The organism is Halomonas sp. GT (assembly GCF_002082565.1).
Lineage (GTDB): Bacteria > Pseudomonadota > Gammaproteobacteria > Pseudomonadales > Halomonadaceae > Vreelandella.
This window is the reverse complement of record NZ_CP020562.1, coordinates 3,611,837-3,628,666: the sequence shown is the minus strand read 5'-3', so window position 1 is coordinate 3,628,666 and position 16,830 is coordinate 3,611,837. Positions and strand designations below refer to the sequence as shown.

The 16,830-nt window shown below is 55.7% G+C and carries 15 protein-coding genes; 8 read left to right on the top strand and 7 right to left on the bottom strand.

Features of this window, described 5'->3' with window-relative positions; all coding sequences use genetic code 11:
• The first annotated feature begins 19 nt into the window (after window positions 1-19).
• The 8 genes from iolE (at window position 20) to B6A39_RS16440 (ending at window position 8,950) form a co-directional block, all read left to right on the top strand.
• Window positions 20-919, top strand: coding sequence for a myo-inosose-2 dehydratase (iolE, locus tag B6A39_RS16470; protein ID WP_083007366.1), 900 nt, complete (start codon window positions 20-22; stop codon window positions 917-919).
• Between the two features lie 25 nt (window positions 920-944).
• Complete coding sequence (locus B6A39_RS16465) at window positions 945-2,447, top strand: CoA-acylating methylmalonate-semialdehyde dehydrogenase (RefSeq protein WP_083007365.1); 1,503 nt, start codon at window positions 945-947, stop codon at window positions 2,445-2,447.
• 208 nt (window positions 2,448-2,655) lie between these two features.
• Window positions 2,656-3,321, top strand: a complete 666-nt coding sequence (locus tag B6A39_RS16460; RefSeq protein ID WP_198036731.1) for a TIM barrel protein — start codon at window positions 2,656-2,658, stop codon at window positions 3,319-3,321.
• Window positions 3,269-3,574 (top strand): TIM barrel protein, encoded by a 306-nt coding sequence (locus B6A39_RS19000; protein ID WP_198036730.1) that lies wholly within the window; start codon window positions 3,269-3,271, stop codon window positions 3,572-3,574. Before B6A39_RS16460 ends, B6A39_RS19000 begins: the two co-directional genes overlap by 53 nt.
• Before the next feature lie 70 nt (window positions 3,575-3,644).
• Window positions 3,645-4,808, top strand: a complete 1,164-nt coding sequence (locus tag B6A39_RS16455) for a Gfo/Idh/MocA family protein (RefSeq protein ID WP_083007363.1) — start codon at window positions 3,645-3,647, stop codon at window positions 4,806-4,808.
• 34 nt (window positions 4,809-4,842) lie between these two features.
• Window positions 4,843-6,000, top strand: a complete 1,158-nt coding sequence (locus B6A39_RS16450; protein ID WP_083007361.1) for a Gfo/Idh/MocA family protein — start codon at window positions 4,843-4,845, stop codon at window positions 5,998-6,000.
• Between the two features lie 101 nt (window positions 6,001-6,101).
• On the top strand, window positions 6,102-7,094 hold the full coding sequence (locus B6A39_RS16445; protein ID WP_083007360.1) for a Gfo/Idh/MocA family protein: 993 nt from the start codon (window positions 6,102-6,104) through the stop codon (window positions 7,092-7,094).
• A 137-nt stretch (window positions 7,095-7,231) separates the two neighbouring features.
• On the top strand, window positions 7,232-8,950 hold the full coding sequence (locus B6A39_RS16440) for a purine-cytosine permease family protein (RefSeq protein ID WP_083007358.1): 1,719 nt from the start codon (window positions 7,232-7,234) through the stop codon (window positions 8,948-8,950).
• Between the two features lie 81 nt (window positions 8,951-9,031).
• Here the strand turns inward: B6A39_RS16440 and mgtE are convergent, their stop codons facing one another.
• The 7 genes from mgtE to B6A39_RS16405 form a co-directional block, all read right to left on the bottom strand.
• Entirely contained in the window at window positions 9,032-10,387 is a 1,356-nt protein-coding gene (mgtE, locus tag B6A39_RS16435) for a magnesium transporter (protein ID WP_083007356.1), read from the bottom strand.
• Window positions 10,388-10,543: 156 nt separating this feature from the next.
• A complete protein-coding gene (locus B6A39_RS16430; RefSeq protein ID WP_083007355.1) occupies window positions 10,544-10,891 on the bottom strand; it encodes a DUF6482 family protein in 348 nt (115 codons plus the stop codon).
• Between the two features lie 127 nt (window positions 10,892-11,018).
• Window positions 11,019-11,792, bottom strand: coding sequence for an ATP-binding cassette domain-containing protein (locus B6A39_RS16425; protein WP_083007353.1), 774 nt, complete (start codon window positions 11,790-11,792; stop codon window positions 11,019-11,021).
• Entirely contained in the window at window positions 11,786-12,826 is a 1,041-nt protein-coding gene (locus tag B6A39_RS16420; RefSeq protein WP_083007352.1) for a FecCD family ABC transporter permease, read from the bottom strand. Before B6A39_RS16420 ends, B6A39_RS16425 begins: the two co-directional genes overlap by 7 nt.
• Window positions 12,823-13,692, bottom strand: coding sequence for a heme/hemin ABC transporter substrate-binding protein (locus B6A39_RS16415; protein ID WP_083007350.1), 870 nt, complete (start codon window positions 13,690-13,692; stop codon window positions 12,823-12,825). Before B6A39_RS16415 ends, B6A39_RS16420 begins: the two co-directional genes overlap by 4 nt.
• Window positions 13,689-14,777 (bottom strand): ChuX/HutX family heme-like substrate-binding protein, encoded by a 1,089-nt coding sequence (locus tag B6A39_RS16410; RefSeq protein WP_083007348.1) that lies wholly within the window; start codon window positions 14,775-14,777, stop codon window positions 13,689-13,691. The genes B6A39_RS16415 and B6A39_RS16410 overlap by 4 nt, the downstream gene beginning before the upstream one ends.
• 31 nt (window positions 14,778-14,808) lie before the next feature.
• Entirely contained in the window at window positions 14,809-16,782 is a 1,974-nt protein-coding gene (locus B6A39_RS16405; protein ID WP_083007347.1) for a TonB-dependent receptor domain-containing protein, read from the bottom strand.
• Between the last annotated feature and the right edge of the window lie 48 nt (window positions 16,783-16,830).

Below are 16,830 nucleotides of genomic sequence, written 5' to 3'. Positions count from 1 at the left end.
AACAGTAACGGAGACCGCCATGAGCGTAAGACTCGGTATTAACCCACTGACCTGGACTAACGATGATATGCCCGCGCTAGGCGGTGATACGCCGTTGGATACATGCCTTGCCGAAGGTAAGCAGGCAGGTTTTTCGGGCTTCGAGCTAGGCCATAAGTTCCCCCGGGTGCCTGAAAAACTTGGGCCCATTCTTGAGAAGCACGGTCTCTCGTTAGTCTCAGGCTGGTACAGCAGCGAATTATTAACCCGCAGTGCCGAGGACGAGATTGAAGCGCTCAAGCCGCACCTGCACCTGCTCAAATCGCTGGGTGCCAACGTCATGGTGTTCTGTGAAGTGACCCACTGCGTACACGGCGAGCGTGAAACGCCTCTTTCTCACTCGCCGCGCATGAGTGAGGAAGGGTGGAAGACATTTATACCACGACTTAATCAGGTAGCTGATTACTGCCTGGAGCAGGGGGTGCAAATCGCCTACCACTACCACTTGGGCACAGTGATTGAAACGCCTGATGAGATTGATCGGCTGATGGCCGAAGCCTCTCCCTCGGTTGGGCTGCTACTGGATACTGGACACCTAGTGGCGGCGGGCGGCGATCCGGTTTTATTGCAGAGGAAGTACTCGGATCGCATCAATCATGTGCACTGCAAAGATATCCGCAAAGACGTACTGGCGGATGTGCGTAATCGGGATCTCAGTTTTCTTGATGGCGTTTTGAACGGCATGTTCACTGTGCCAGGGGATGGCTATATCGACTACACCACCTTATTTGAAGGGCTTCGAGAGAGTGACTATTCAGGCTGGGTGGTGGTGGAAGCAGAGCAAGATCCTGCAGTGTCGCATCCACTAACCTACGCCTGCTTAGGGCATGACAATTTACGCCGCTTCTTAGCGGAAGCCCGTTTGACTGTGGACGCGTAACCCGAATACCAAAAGGAAGGCATCAATGAGTATCTTAGGTAATTTTATCAATGGCCAAGCCGTTGCGAGCCAAAGCGGACGCACTGCGACTGTCTATAATCCCGCGACCGGAGAGCAGAGCCAGCAAGTGGCGCTTTCATCCGCTGATGAAACTCGGGAAGCCGTGCGCATTGCGGATGAAGCCTTTGCCACCTGGTCAAAAATATCGCCGCTGAAACGTTCCCGTATTCTTTTCAAGTTCAAGGCCCTGGTAGAAGAGCATACCGATGAACTGGCTCGTCTGATCTCAAGCGAACATGGCAAAGTGTTTTCGGATGCCAAAGGCGAAGTGACCCGTGGCCTAGAAGTGGTTGAGTTTGCCTGTGGCATTCCCCACCTGCAAAAGGGCGAACACTCCATGAACGTGGGCACAGGCGTCGATAGCTACTCTATGATGCAGTCGCTGGGGGTGTGTGCCGGTATTTCGCCGTTTAACTTTCCGGCGATGGTGCCTATGTGGATGTTCCCCATCGCGTTGGCGTGTGGCAACACCTTTATCATGAAGCCCTCGGAGAAAGATCCCTCAACGCCCATGCGCTTAGCCGAACTGCTGAAAGAAGCGGGCCTGCCAGATGGCGTCTTCAATGTGATAAACGGTGATAAAGAATCGGTAGATGTATTGCTGACCGATGAGCGTGTCCAGGCAGTAAGTTTTGTGGGCTCCACGCCCATTGCCGAGTATATCTATGCCACCGCCTCCGCCCATGGTAAGCGCGTTCAGGCACTGGGTGGTGCCAAAAACCATATGGTCATCATGCCTGACGCGGATCTCGACCAAGCGGTTAGCGCGTTAATGGGCGCTGCTTATGGCTCAGCGGGCGAGCGCTGCATGGCGATTTCGGTGGCCGTGCCCGTTGGCGAAGAGACCGCCAATCGGCTGCGTGAAAAGCTTGAGGCAGAGCTGGCTAACCTAAGAGTCGGCCCTGGTTTAGTCGATGGCCCCGATAATGATATGGGCCCGTTGGTGACCCGGGAGCATCTGGAGAAAGTAAAAGGTTATATCCAAGCCGGCGTAGATGAAGGGGCTGAGTTGGTGGTAGATGGCCGCGAAACGGCGGTGGATGGCGCTGGCGACGGCTTCTTTATTGGCGGTACGCTGTTTGATCACGTTAAACCGAGCATGCGAATTCACTCTGAAGAGATCTTTGGTCCGGTGCTGGCGATTGCTCGCGTGGCCAGCTTCGATGAAGCGGTGAGCATGATCAATGCCCATGAGTATGGTAACGGCACGGCGATCTTTACCCGTGACGGCGATGCAGCCCGCCAGTACTGTGAGCAAATTCAGGTCGGGATGGTCGGCGTCAACGTGCCTATTCCGGTTCCTATGGCGTTTCATAGCTTTGGTGGCTGGAAGCGCTCACTGTTTGGCCCGCTACATATGCATGGCCCCGATGGCGTCCGCTTCTATACACGCATGAAGACAATTACCCAGCGCTGGCCCAGCGGTATTCGCGAAGAGACTAACCACTTCACGATGCCTACGCTTTAAGCGTCAATAACACCTGACGTTATTCTGACAGCACCGGCGGCTAGGGCGCCGGTGCCTGCAAATGAACCGAGTCCTCTCACCCCTCATAAGCCAACCCTCCTCGGCAGCACTCGTTTGCTCGATCCGTTCCCAGCGGGACAGGGTGGGCCGTCTACCGAGCGTGCCGTCGATAATTAAAGCGCTCAAACAACAGCGAAAAGAGGTCAACATGGCCAATACGACAGCTAACCTACTGGCACCCCATCAGCTGCGGTTAGGCATTAATCCGCTAAGTTGGACAAACGATGTGATCACCGAGTTTGGTGACGATACCCCTGTCGAGACATTCCTGCACGAGGCCGCTGCCTGCGGTTACCAAGGGGTCGAAATGGGCCGCAAGTTCCCCCGCGCCCCATCAGTGCTCAAACCGTTATTGGCGGAGCACGACTTGGCTCTGGCGAGCGGTTGGTACTCCGGGTTTTTAGCCGAACGCGATGTCGAGTCAGAACTGGCGGTGGTGGCCGAGCATGCAGAGCTGCTGGCTGCTTGCGGTGCCCAGGTGATGGTGTATGGCGAGTGTGGCCTGATGCCGGGTGATACGCCATTCGACGCGCCGCTGTCGAAAACGCCGAGCGTAGCAAAAGACGATTGGTCGGCCTATGGCGAGCGTCTGACGCGCTTTGCCGAGGCGCTTAAAGTGCGCCATGGCATTGCGCTGAGTTATCACGCCCATCTGATGATGGTGGTGGAAAATGAAGCCGAGATTGACTTGCTAATGGCTCATACGGGCGAGGCAGTGGGGCTGCTGTTCGATGCAGGCCATGTGGTAGCCGGGGGGGGATATGGCAGGTCTGCTGGCACGCCATGGCAAGCGTATCAATCATCTGCACTGTAAAGACATCCGGGGTGATGTCATGGCCCGAGTGCGCCGCGAGGACATCAGCTTCAACCAAGGCGTGCGCGATGGCATGTTCACCGTGCCGGGTGATGGCTACCTGGATTTTTCGCCCCTGATTGAGTTTGCCACCAACACTGATTATCAAGGCTGGCTGATCGTGGAGGCAGAGCAAGACCCGCGTAAAGCACCCCCAAAAGAGATGGCCGGTATTGCTTATCGCCATATGGCACAGCTGTTTGAAAACCGCTGACTCAGTGCATCACCACCTCTTAGCGGAGTGCAAAAAGCGGCGCTCACGACTACCTTCAGGAGACTTTATCATGGCTAAGACGCTCAATATTGGCTTGATCGGCAGCGGTTTTATGGGCCAAGCGCATGCAGACGCCTATCACCGCGCGGGGATGCTCTACCGTGACCTTCCATTAACGCCACGGCTATATGCGATTGCTGATAAAGGGGCAGACGTGGCTGAAGCCGCACGGGAACGTCTCGGTTTCGAGAAAGGTTACGGAGATTGGCGCCAGCTCATTGATGACCCCCATGTGGATGTGGTCGATATTACCTCCCCCAACGCGTTGCACCATGAAATGGCGCTGGCCGCTATCGTTGCAGGCAAGCATGTCTACTGTGAGAAACCGCTCTCCATGAGTGATGACCAGGCTCGCGAAATGCACGAGGCGGCCGAGCGGGCGGGTGTGAAAACCATGGTGGCCTTTAACAACATCAAAACACCGGCCGCGCTGTTGGCCAAGCAGTTGATTGATGCCGGTGAAATTGGCCGCCCCATTCGGTTCAGAGGGACGTTTGATCAGGGCTTCTTTAATGATTTGGGTCTGCCCTGGTCGTGGCGCTGCTCTCGTGAAGGCGCGGGAACCGGCGCGCTAGGGGATCTAGGCGCACATATTATTAGCGTGGCACAGTTTTTAATGGACGATCTGCAAGAGGTTAACTGCCAAGCGCAGACGCAAATTACCGAGCGCCCAGTGCCGACCAGCGATGCTGGTTATGCCAGCAAGGTCGATAAAAACGCAGAAATGCGCCGAGTGGAAAACGATGATCAGACCCAGGCGCTGGTTAAGTTTACTTCAGGCGCGGCCGGGGTGATTGAAAGTTCACGCCTCGCGGCTGGCCGAGTGTTTGGCGTGTATTGGGAGATTTCCGGTACAGAGGGCACGCTATATATGGATGGTGAGCGGTTTAACGAGCTGCAGGTATACCGCTTTAATGACGATAAGCATGACCGCGGTTTCAAAACCCTGCTGGCCGGTTCCCAGGTGCCGCAGTACCGCGCCTTCTTTGGCTTTGACTTCGCCGGTGGAGGGCTCGGCTTTTTCGACGCCAAAGTGATCGAGGTGCACGACTTGATCCAGGGTATCGCGAACCACGACGACTGCTTTCCCAACTTTGCCTTTGGCCGCGCCAATCAGCGCATCATCACCGCCATGGATGAGTCCGCCCATAGCCGTCAGTGGGTACGCATCTAAACCCTAAAGACGCCCTGGCGATAAGGAGAGCAACATGGCATCAACAAAAATACGCGTTGGTATGATCGGCGGTGGCCCTGGCGCGGGTATTGCCAAAGCGCACCGAATGGGCATGCGGATGGACGACCGTTATGACTTGGTGGCCGGCGCTTTCTCACGTTCACTGGAGAAGTCTCACCAGACCGCGACAACGCTGGGGATCGACCCTGATCGTGTCTATAAAGATTATGCGCAGATGGCGGAGAAAGAGAGTGCTCGGGCAGAAGGCATCGTGGCGGTGGTGATCGTCACGCCCAACGACAGTCACTACCCGGTGGCGCGCGCCTTTCTGGAAGCAGGCATTCACGTGATTTGCGATAAACCCATGACGGGTGATCTGGGTGAGGCGGAACGCCTGCACGCTCTGGCCGAAGCAAGCGGGTTGGTTTTCGCCTTAACCCATAACTACAGTGCCTACGCCATGGTGCGCGAAGCGGCACACTTGGTACGCGAAGGGGTGCTTGGCGAGTTGCGTATCGCCATGGTGGAGCACGCCTCCGGCTGGGCATGGGTAAAAGTAGAGGACGATGCAAGTAACAAGCAGGCAGCGTGGCGTCTCGACCCGGCTCAGGCCGGCACTACCAGCCTGATTTCTGATCTGGGTACCCATGCCCACCAACTGCTACGGTTTGTCAGCGGTCAGGAAGTCACCGAGGTGGCCGCAGAACTTAGCACCTGCGTGCCGGGGCGGCGGGTCTTCGACGATGCGCAGATCCAGGTACGTCTGGCCAATGGCGCACGTGGGTCACTGTGGGTCAGCATGGCCGCCACGGGGCACGAGCACGGTTTACGTTTCCGCCTGTTCGGTGAAAAAGCGTCTCTGGAGTGGTGCCAGATGGATCCGCATTACCTCATCTTGAAATACCCCGATGGCCGGCGTGAAACCCGCGTGCAGGGGCATGATAGCCAAAGCGATGACCAAGCCCGGTTGACGCGGATAGGGCTGGGCCACCCTGAAGGGTTTATCGAGTCCTTTGTCAATCTTTATAGCGATATTGCCGATGTTATCGAGCGCTATCGCGATACCGGCCAGGCCGCCTGCCAACATCGACCGCTGCCAAACAGCCGTGATGGACTCTTGGGCGTACGCTTTGTTAAGGCCGTTTACACCTCTCACAACATACAAGGCCAGTGGGTCACCATCGCGTTCTAGCCTTGTATAAACAGAGACTTGGAAGCTTAGATTCTAAAAGACCCTAGCCTTGGAAAGCTTGGCCTTGAAATCCCTGAACTTGAAAAACAAGAGGTACACTTATGCAACGCTTTGCTCTTATTGGTGCTGGGCTCATCGGCTCGCTGCATGCTCGCAACCTGTTTCGTCACCCTAAGGTGTCGCTCGATGTTGTGGCAGATATCGATTTAGCTAAAGCCCAGGTACTGGCGGCTGAGTATGGCGCTCAGGCTTTCGCTATCGAAGACGTGTTCACCGCCGATATTGATGCCGTGCTGATCGCCTCATCGACCCCAACTCATGCCGACTTCGTCGAGCAGGGAGCCCGGGCTGGCAAAGCAATCTATTGTGAAAAGCCTATCGACCTGGATACTCGCAGGGCCGAGCAGGCGGTTACTGCCGTTCGCGAGGCAGGCGTACTATTGATGATTGGCTTTAACCGTCGCTTTGACCCCAGCCATGCAGCCCTAAAAGAAGTGGTGGCCAGAGGCGAGCTGGGCAAAATCGAGCTGGTGCAGATGACCTGTCGCTCCCAGGAAACCCCGCTGATGGCCTATATTGGAGCGTCTGGCGGACAGATGCGTGATCAGGCCATTCACTTTTTCGACTTGCTCTGCTGGCTCACCGAGGATTTGCCGGTAGAGGTGCATGTTATGGGAGAGGCACTTTCTGACCCGCGCATAGGGGAAGCCGGTGATGTGGACACCTCCATTGCCACACTGCGCATGGCCTCCGGTGCTCTGGTACAGATCGATTGCACGCGGCGCACTGGCTACGGCTATGACGAGCGCGTAGAGCTGTTTGGGGCTGAGGGAATGGCAGAATCGCGGCGTCAGCCCCATCGCCATCTTTCAATCTACAAAGGGGATAAGCAGACCAATGATGGTCTGCATGCTGACTGGCTCAAGCGCATTGAATCTACGTTCTACGAAGCGCTAGACACCTTTTTACGAAGGCTTAATGGCGAACTGGTTGATTTCCCAAATGCCGATGCAGCACTACGTGCCCAACGTATTGCTGATGCTGCCACCGAATCGCTTCAGGCCTGTATGCCAGTCGCACTGAGGTGGGTTTAACGATTAGAGGTCGACCAAAGTATGGAATTAAATATTTGATATTAAATATTATAGAATATACATTCCATTAAATCTGATTGTTTACGTTTTGCAAAACTCTCAGTGCTTATAGCCCCCAACAACAAGAGGAGATGCGCATGAGCACCCACACGCCAGCAATGTCGGCGGCAGAAAGTGGCAGCGCCCCACCGGCAACATCACGCCAAACAGGCGAATTTGAACATCAGCGAATTCCCGCTAGCCACCAACTGAGTGGTAAATACTTTCTTGGCGCTTATGCAGGGGAGCACGTGGCGGGAACTGAGTTTGTGATCGGTGCTTCTTTAGTTGCGCTGGGTGTTAGCACCAGTGATCTATTGTGGGGGCTGCTAATTGGTAATCTTTTGGCTGTGCTCTCATGGGCTTGGGTGTGTAGCCCGGTAGCCGTACGTTCACGAATGACCATCTACTGGTATCTTGAGCGGTTGGCTGGCAAGCGCTTCTCTCTCATTTATAACCTTCTGAATGGTTTGATTTTTGCCGTGGTCTCGGGGGCGATGATTACCGTATCAGCCTCCGCTTTCCGAGTGGTAACGACGATACCGCCACAAACCGCCTGGTATCCCCAGAGCATTAGCTTCGTAGCGCTGGTGCTGTTTGTGGGCGCTATTACCGTGTGGATGACCCTTAAGGGGTTCAAGCTAATAGCTAATTTTTCAACCGTCTGCTCTCCCTGGATGGCAACCATGTTTTTAGCCAGTGGGGTGGTGACGATTCCCGTTCTGCTACACATGGGAGAGCTAGACGGTTTGACCACTCTGGCAGGTGTTGTTGATACTTTTGTTTGGACGGGAGAGACGCCAGAGGGAGCCCCTGGTATATCGGTGTGGGTGATTGCGGCCTGGGCCTGGGGCGCTAACCTGCCGATGCACTTGGGGATGAGTGATATGTCTATCCTGCGTTTTGCCCGCAAATCCTCGTATGGCTACTTCTCTGCCGCCGGTATGTATATTGGTCACTATATGGCGTGGGTATGCGCAGGTTTAATGGGGGCAACAGCGGCGCTTCTGGCAGGCTCTCAGCTTACCCAAATGGATCCAGGTGGTGTCTCTTTTAGAATTCTTGGTGCCATGGGGTTAATTGCGGTAGTGATCGCAGGTTGGACCACGTCGATCCCAAGTCTCTACCGTGCGGGGCTCGCTTTTCAGGCGGTTTTTACTCAGCATTCACGCGTACGGGTTACCGCTATTACAGGTGTTGCAACCACACTAATTGCCTGCTTCCCCTTTGTGTTTACTCAGTGGCTCAATGTGCTCTCTTACTTCATCATGCTGATTGCCCCGGTGGGTGCCATCATTGCGGCGGAGCACTTTTTACTGCCCCGAATGAAGATCCGCCCATTCTGGCGTGAACATCTGGGGTTTGCCAACAATCGGCCAGCGTTTATGGCCTGGGGCATGGGTATTCTGGTTGGGGTGGCACTTTTGTTTGAAGGCTCGCTACACCTTTTTACGCTCTTTATCCCCGTATGGCTGACAAGCTTTATTGCCTATCCATTGCTGTGCCGTTTTCAGGGAGATATTGTAAAAGAGGAGATCGATTTCTATCAGGCGGCATATGGGCCACGTAATCCACCTGAGCAACCGGGTGCAGATACGCCGGAACGCTTTCCAGTGCAGAGGCGCAATTCTTGGTACCTTATAGCGGTGGCGTGTTTAGTGGCTATTTTGGGAATAGCGGGCTGGTCTTGGTTCCAGGGTGTGGATGCCACGGCGCACTTAGACACTTTCCAAGTACTCATTGTGGTACCAACCGTACTCTACTTTATTGCTGCGACCCTGTGGATGAAAAAAAGGCGAGCGCCTCGGACTCGATAGAGGGACGAAGTGATACGACGCCCTAGGGGGATAGGTAGAGCGCCGCGTTATGTGGCGCTCTACATCAGTCCCGATACAAGATCACAAAATAATCACTGTCGCGAGTCCCAAGAACGACAGGAAGCCGACCACATCAGTGACGGTGGTTAAAATGACGGCGCCTGATAATGCGGGATCTATTTGCAATCTTTTCAACACTAAGGGGATCAGCACGCCCGATAAGTTAGCTAGGCTCATATTCACAAAGATGGCCAACGTAATTACCAGCGTAATCAGCGGGTCGCTGAACCACAGATAAGAAATACCGCCAACGACCAGTGCCCACACCAAGCCGTTACTCATTCCTACCCACAGCTCTTTGTTATAGAGCCACTGTTTGTTATTACCGGCCAGTTGGCCGAGCGCTAAACCACGTATGACGACGGTGAGGGTTTGGCTGCCCGCAATCCCGCCCATACTCGCGACTACCGGCATCAGGATGGCCAGCGCTACAATTTGATCCAGTACCTCCTCAAACTGCCCAATCACGAAGGCTGCTAAAAAAGCGGTGAGCAGGTTAATGCCCAGCCAAATGCCGCGGCTCTTTGCGCTGCGGAGTATCGGAGTGAAGACTTCTTCCTCATCGCTGACGCCTGACATGTGTTTTAACGTCATATCAGCATCATCTTGGGTGATTTCTAATACATCAGCGGCGTTCAACTGGCCCACTAACAAACCGTCGCTATCGCAAACGGGAACAAAAGGCAGCTCTTTAGAGCGGAGTAGTGCGGCAGCCTCGCTTACCTTCATCTGGTCATTTAGCGTGAAGGGGTCATCCATATACTCATCAACGATGCTCTCCTGAGGCTGTTTGATTAGATCAATGAGCGTCAGCGTGCCCAGCAGTCGCTTATCCTTATCGGTAATCATGATCTGCTGTGACTCATCATCTAGCAGGTGATGAATGCGGATATAGCGCTGTACAGCCTCCAGTGATACCCCCTGTTTTACATTGACCGTCTCTGGGTCCATGTAACGACCGACCACGTCATCTTCATAAGAGTGCAGGTTCTCAACCTGGGCGCGGATCTCCTGATCCAAGCTGGCATAGACGGTTGTTTTGATCTCTTCGTCGGCGACGTCGAGAACTTCAGCTACTTCCTGGGCATCCAGGCCTTTAACGATTTGTTCTACATCGCTGGCTGAAAGATCTTCAATATAGTCGGCACGAATATCTTCATCGACTTCGGCAAGCACTTCACCGAGCAGTGCTTCAGGAATGTACTCCCACAATCGGTCGCGAGTTTTGGTTGGGAAAGACTCCAGCGTGCGCGCAATCGATAAAATATCGAGTTCAGTAAACAGCTCGCTCAGGGCGGCGGTATCTTCCTCATCTAACCGTTTTTGAAGATAGAGCAGTTGCTCCTCTGAATGGGTGTATTTTTCCTCATCGCGCATAGAGTCCATCCTTTGGAAAATTAGTTTTTAACACAACTACTAGAAAGCACTTGATGGCTCATGATGAATCTTATCGATAGGCTGGGTTGAAAGCCATGTCGGTATTTAATGCCAGCATGGCTTTTGGCTTCACTGAAACGGTGGTTGGGTTAGCAATCAGTGCCGTGTCTCAAACGCAACGCGAACGCCGTAAGCCATGCGTTGTTGAGCCGAAACTGGCGGGGTGTCGTTGCCGATCATTTCGTCGACGGCATCTGCCCAAGTGAGAACGCCGTGGGTAAAGCCAAGTGGCGCCAGTGCGCGGCTGACCCATTGGGTACCGCTAAAGCGCTTGGTTTCACCCTGGGTGTCGACCAGTAGGCTAACCGAATCATTGTGATGCAACCGCACGATATACCAGCCCATATCGAGCCCAAGCAGCTCTACCTCTGGAAGTGGCGAGGAGGTGTGTGTGCGTTGTGAGAGTTCTTCAAGGGTAAGACGCGCAGGGAGCGTTGAGGACATGGCATCACCTCACTAGACGATAAACTTATATACGTTTAAGTCTAAGGTTTGTGATGCTTTTGTACAGCTGTTTTATACTGCTTCGTATGCCTCTCTATGAGGCTAGCCTGCTGTGATGCCCTGTTGATCAATGCTCTAGCGCTAGCCAGGGGGTACCGTTCGTACGGTGTGATGTGGGGTGGCTCAGTGCAGTAATATCGGCATGATAGATAGCCGCTATGCGTTGCGGATCAAGTACCTCAGCGGGCGAGCCGTGAGCAATACGCTGACCTTGATGCAACAGCCACACTCGGTCGGCGTAGGTGCCAGCTAAGTTGAGGTCGTGAAGCACGCAGACAATCGCCATATGATGTCGTTCTGCCCAGGTGCGCAGTTGACGCATTAAGCGCTGCTGCTGACCGATATCGAGTGCGCTAGTGGGTTCATCCAGCAGTAAAAGGCCGCCATCTTTGGCGGTAGGTGAGCGCCGTGAGAGTAGCTGGCAGGCACCTCGTGCAATCATTACCCGTTGGCGTTCGCCGCCAGAGAGTGAAAGTACGCTGCGTTTGGCTAAATGTATCAGGTCTAGGTCATGCAGCAGTTCCGCAATCAGTGCATTGCTGGGGTTGCTGCCTAAGCTCACCAGCTCAAAGGTTTGCCAATCAAAGCCGGGCAATTCTTGCTGGGCGACCAGCGCCCGGCGATTGGCAAGTTCGCTGATTGGCCACTCACTTAGACGTTTGCCATCCAGATGTAGCTCGCCCTGTTCACAGGGGCGAAACCCTGACAGCATGCTGAGTAGTGTGCTTTTGCCCGCGCCGTTGGGGCCAACAATGGCGAGTAGCTCACCAGGGCGAAGGGTGCCGTCCAGAGGCGCAATTGAGGGCGTGGTGGTCAAACCCGCCTGATGTAGGGTTAGCATGCCCGGTTCCGACGCATTAGCAGGTAAAGAAAATAGGGGCCACCCAGTAGGCTGGTTAACAGCCCGACGGGGATTTCGGCGGGCGCGCCGAGGGTGCGCGCCAGGGTATCGGCCACCACTAGCAGTAGTGCACCGCCTAGCATAGAAGCGGGTAGCAGCAGGCGATGGCCAGGCCCGAGCCAAAGTCGTAGGCAGTGGGGTACGAGCAAACCAAGAAAGCCAATCACACCGGTCAGCGCGACGCACAGCCCTACACCCAGCGAGGTAGCAACGACCACGCGGCGTTTTAAGCACGTTGCATCCAGGCCTGCCGCATGGGCGGTAGATTCGCCTAGCTGAAGTAGGTCAAGCTCACGAGCGCTGCGTATTAACAGCCATAGGGCAACAGCAATCAGGGCAAGGGCTACGGCGGTGGTACGCCACAGAGCGTTGGTAAGCGTGCCCATTCCCCATAAGCTGAGCTGACGAAGTTGATCGTCGCTGGCAATAAACGCCAGTACGCCGCCACCAGCGCCTGCTAACGTGTTGATTGCTAAGCCTGCTAGTAGCAGTGACATGACGGCGGCACTGCCACCCCCTTGGCGCTTGGCAATGCCAAATACCACTAAGCAAACGCTAAGTGCCCCTAGGAACCCAGCCGCAAACTGGCCATAGAGGCTACCGGCAGCGCTGCCCTGAAATAGCACAATCCAAAGTGCTACAAATAGCCCTGCACCACTGGCAAGGCCTAATAGCGTTGGGTCGGCCAATGGGTTTCTAAATAGCCCCTGCATGGCGGCACCACTGCCCGCCAGCATCGCCCCCACGGCAACCCCCAGAAGTAGGCGCGGTAGGCGTAGCTGCCACCACACTTGGACACTGAGCTCATCTGCGCTGCCATTAATGAGTGCCCAGGGCGACACACCTAACGCGCCTGAAGCAGCACCCCAGCCAAGGGCGATCAATAACGCCAGGGTAAAACCACTTAACACTCGTGCTGTTCGACTAAGCGGTAACAAGGGGCGATAACGATCATGGGAAGCGCTGGTGATCATCGGCTGACCTGCTCTGTGCCAAGCAGCGCTTCAATGTCCTGACGCAAGGTAAATAGCTGGTCAGGCGTGCGGGGGCCAAAACCGAGCAGTGCCTGATCATCAATCACAATAAGCCGCTGTTCGCGTCCTGCGGGCGTTAAGCGCATCCCCGGTAACTGCCATAGCGCGTTTTCACCGCCCAACGCGTCTAACCCCCGTTGGGACATAATCACCAGTGCGGGTGCTTCTTTTGCCAGTGCTTCTGCCGCAACGCTTTGATAGCCCGCCATATCGCCAAAGGCATTGTCGAGGCCAACGGCATCCAAGGCTATATGAGCGGCGGTGTCGCTGCCGGCAACTCGCGGTGTTAGCCCACTGTGGTGAAGAATAAACATCGCTCGCGTATCAGGCAGCGGGGGCAGGGCTGCCAAGCGCTCAAGGGTGGCGGTGAGTGAGGTTGCCAACTCGTCACCCCTTTGTTGGCGTTGCGTGTGCTGAGCCACTGTGCGGACTTTTTCGGCAATCGAGGAAAGATCAGCAGGGGCATCAATCACATCAACCGTTACACCCACGGCCTCTAACTGTTCCAACACTTCTTTAGGGCCGGAGTGTCCTGCTGCCAGCACACGGTCCGGTGCCACTGAGAGCACGCTTTCTGCCGACAGCTGGCGCAGGTAGCCTACCGAGGGCAGTGCGGCCATTTCGAGCGGGTGGAGCACCGTATCGTCGCGGGCAACGACCTCGATATCCGCGCCAAGCGCGGCGATAGTTTCAGCTATATCGCCGCCCAGAATGACCCAGCGTTCATTGGCTAGCGCCCCGCCAGTGGTTAACCAGCCAATCAGTAGCGCGGCAAGCGACTGGCGTGCGAAGCGTGTGGCGCTCATGCCACGGCCTCTTGGCTGCCGAGTTCATTTAGCAACTGTCGCCATTCTGGGCGCTCCACGCGGCCTTCCTGGCGCTCAGCGTAAATTTGCAGCACCAAAGAACCCTCTGCATCAAAGGCTTCTACGCTGGTGACGCCACCGTCACGGTTAGGCTTGCTGACCTGCCACACTTGCTCAATGGCGGTGTCATTAAGGTGCAGCGTGAACTGCTCGCCAAACAGGTTCAGCCAGCCGCGGGCGCGCTGAGGTTCAGGTAGCGTGCCAGTGCGAATTTGCACGCAGCCAGGACTGGCCACGAACAGCATCAGAGGCAGTGCGCGCTGACTTGCTTTGGTTAACAGATTTTCTAGGGCATCGACGGGCAACACGCGAGTATATCGGCCTTCCATTAGCTGGTTTGCTTCAAAGCGTTCTAGATGGTGGCGCTGAAGCAGGGCGAAGAATTGGTGCACATCACGCATCGCCGCCCACTCGCTGGCGAGTGTCGGCGCTTCAGGAAGCGCACGCTTTAAGCGAGGCACGCTTTGGGTAAACGCGGGGGTATCTAGGGTGCCTAGAGCGGCTAATGCGCCCCATGATCGGGGCAGCGGATTTTCCAGCGCAAAGCTTTTGTGAATGGCACAGCCATGCTGATTGAAAATTTGCAGGCTCCAGCGCCACTGGCCTTGTTCATTCTCCGTTGGCAGGGGGGCGCGGTTAGAGCCATGGATAGGAGCATGAATAGGGTCGCGGATTAGGCAAGCCCAATGCCAATGGGAATACAGCAGCCGTAAATCTAAGCCACCTGGGTCAAGCAGCAAGCCGGTTTGCGGCCCGCCATCGAGGTCAGGGTAATCGCCAGTTTGCTCAAGCACGGCTAAAAGAGAACGAGTGAGTGCTTTGACTCGGCCTAACAGGGGGAGGCGAGCCGCAAGGTCTTTCGGCGCTAGGGGCAGCGTCCATACGTCGCGGCCTAAGCGCGCGGCCTGAAGTTCGCCTTCACTGATGGATAAGCGCTCGGCAATATCAATCGCTGGCAGGCGAGGCTGTGCTGCTCGTGCTGCGTCAAAGGCTTCAAGAATTGCGATCTGCTGGGACTCAATCATACGTCACCTCTAGACTTAACATTGCAGCGGGTTACCACTGCCAGTTGAGGGTGGCGAACAGGCTGCGCCCGTCGCCCAGGCTGCCATCAGGCCGATACCACACTTTGTCGCCGAGGTTGGCGAGGCGCAGCGCGGTATCAATAGCGGGGGTGATTTGCCAGGCAAGGTGTATATCGTGCAGCCCATAGCCTGGCAGGCGTTCATCGTCGCCCTGTTTGTCGAACGCCTGAGCAAAACGGCCTTGCCAGCCGACCCGTACAGCGCTGTTATAAAGCGCGACGTCACTGCCCAGTGTCATTTCCAGGGGCGTTTGGCTACCCAGAGCCTCACCGCTGTCGCGATCCTTGCCAGATACCTCTGAAAGACCTACAAAGCTTGTCAACAGAGGGAATGCGTTAGGTTGCCAAGTAAGTCGGGCGTCATAACCCCATAGCTGAGCACGCTGCACGTTTACGGCTTGAGTTGTGCCCGCCATGATATCGACCTGAGTGTCGATGAAGTCGTCTGCACGGGTGTCGAAGTAGCTGGCGCGCGCCTGCCAGTCGCCTTGATGCCACACCACACCGCTTTCCCATGTGCGGCTGGTTTCGGGGGAAAGGCTAGGGTTGGGAATCCAGTAGTTGTCGGGCGTACAGAAAAACGGTCCTGCACAGAACCCCGCAAAGTGGCGCTCGTTAGCGTAAAGCTCGGAAAGGCTGGGCGCGCGGAAGGCTTCGGCGTAGCCTGAGAAAAGCATCAAGGAGCCGTCGGGTCGCCAGGCAAGGCGGAAGCGCGGCGACACTTGGTCGTGCACGCTGTCGGCATCGTTTTGACCGCTGGCGTCATAGCGGTCATAGCGAGCGCCAATGCCGACGTCAAACTGCCCCGCGCCGCCCTCTGCTAAATAGCGGCCCGCAGTAAGCGTGGTATCAAGATAGGCCGACTGGGTATCGATATCAGCCTTAGGGAAACCATTCGCTTCACCGTCAGGCCGTTGGCGAGCCTGCTCCAGCTCTGCACCAAACACTAGCGTTTGTGAAAGCCAGCCATGGTCGATGCTGTGATAGCCATCGCTCTGCAGGCCGATCCGCTCAAGGGTACGGCTAGCCTGTGGCTCGTCGATATCCTGTTGGCTAAAGGTAAGCTTCGAGGTGATTTCAGTGGCACCACTCGGTTGCCAGCGGTGGCCAAGTTGTACGTTATTGCTCTCAACATCACGGTCGCGTAATGGGTTGCTAGCGCTGGTTGATAGCTGCTGCGGATTAGCGGGTTGGGTGGCGCGCTCATCATAGTGCTGCCAGCTAATAAACACCCGTTGGTCGTCGCTTGGTTTCCAGCCGCCTTTCAAAAGCAGGCTATTGAGGCTGGCATCTTCTACTGCTTCATCACCGCCCGCGCGACGAATATCGCCTGACTCGCTACGGCCCACAGAAAATAGCCCATCCACTTGCCCATTAGTTGTGTCGCGGCGGCCAAACGCGGTCAGGCTGCCGCGTAGCTCGTTGTTAGCCGTCGCCCCACCTAGGGAAAGACGTGCACCGCTATCTTCACCTGGGGCTAATAAGTCGCTGGCCTCTACACTGGTAAAACTAACAACGCCGCCCATGGCGTTGCTACCGTACAGACTGGAAAGCGAGCCACGGGCAATCTGCACTTCTTGAATCAGCGCTGGGTCTAGAAAAAAGTTGCCCACATGGCCGGTAGAAATATCTTGGCGAACGCCATCCAGACGCACCAGTACACCATTTCTCCCGAAGCCACGCATACTCAGCGTTTGGCCGTTACGGCGTCCTTGGCCAGCCACATGGAGGCCAGGCTGGCGACTCAGCACGTCTTCAACGCGGCTTGCGGTGGCAAGCGTTGCATCTTGGCGGTCGATGATGTCGATAATGAGTGGTGCGCGGGACAGGTCCGTCGGTGCTCGGGTACCTGTGACCGTGACGGGGTCTAAGTCCGACTCATTGGCGTGGGCAGGTAGAAGAGGGAGTAAGGTAAGGCAAAAGCCTAACGTGTGAGTTGGTTTCATGGGCCAGACAGTTCCAACAGAAAGTGATGGATAATGTTGCTGGCTGGG

Bases quoted from the DNA above. Each gene is read 5' to 3' on its own strand.
- iolE (WP_083007366.1), top strand. From the start codon at position 20: ATGAGCGTAAGACTCGGTATTAACCCACTGACCTGGACTAACGATGAT.
- B6A39_RS16465 (WP_083007365.1), top strand. From the start codon at position 945: ATGAGTATCTTAGGTAATTTTATCAATGGCCAAGCCGTTGCGAGCCAA.
- B6A39_RS16460 (WP_198036731.1), top strand. From the start codon at position 2,656: ATGGCCAATACGACAGCTAACCTACTGGCACCCCATCAGCTGCGGTTA.
- B6A39_RS19000 (WP_198036730.1), top strand. From the start codon at position 3,269: ATGGCAGGTCTGCTGGCACGCCATGGCAAGCGTATCAATCATCTGCAC.
- B6A39_RS16455 (WP_083007363.1), top strand. From the start codon at position 3,645: ATGGCTAAGACGCTCAATATTGGCTTGATCGGCAGCGGTTTTATGGGC.
- B6A39_RS16450 (WP_083007361.1), top strand. From the start codon at position 4,843: ATGGCATCAACAAAAATACGCGTTGGTATGATCGGCGGTGGCCCTGGC.
- B6A39_RS16445 (WP_083007360.1), top strand. From the start codon at position 6,102: ATGCAACGCTTTGCTCTTATTGGTGCTGGGCTCATCGGCTCGCTGCAT.
- B6A39_RS16440 (WP_083007358.1), top strand. From the start codon at position 7,232: ATGAGCACCCACACGCCAGCAATGTCGGCGGCAGAAAGTGGCAGCGCC.
- mgtE (WP_083007356.1), bottom strand. From the start codon at position 10,387: ATGCGCGATGAGGAAAAATACACCCATTCAGAGGAGCAACTGCTCTAT.
- B6A39_RS16430 (WP_083007355.1), bottom strand. From the start codon at position 10,891: ATGTCCTCAACGCTCCCTGCGCGTCTTACCCTTGAAGAACTCTCACAA.
- B6A39_RS16425 (WP_083007353.1), bottom strand. From the start codon at position 11,792: ATGCTAACCCTACATCAGGCGGGTTTGACCACCACGCCCTCAATTGCG.
- B6A39_RS16420 (WP_083007352.1), bottom strand. From the start codon at position 12,826: ATGATCACCAGCGCTTCCCATGATCGTTATCGCCCCTTGTTACCGCTT.
- B6A39_RS16415 (WP_083007350.1), bottom strand. From the start codon at position 13,692: ATGAGCGCCACACGCTTCGCACGCCAGTCGCTTGCCGCGCTACTGATT.
- B6A39_RS16410 (WP_083007348.1), bottom strand. From the start codon at position 14,777: ATGATTGAGTCCCAGCAGATCGCAATTCTTGAAGCCTTTGACGCAGCA.
- B6A39_RS16405 (WP_083007347.1), bottom strand. From the start codon at position 16,782: ATGAAACCAACTCACACGTTAGGCTTTTGCCTTACCTTACTCCCTCTT.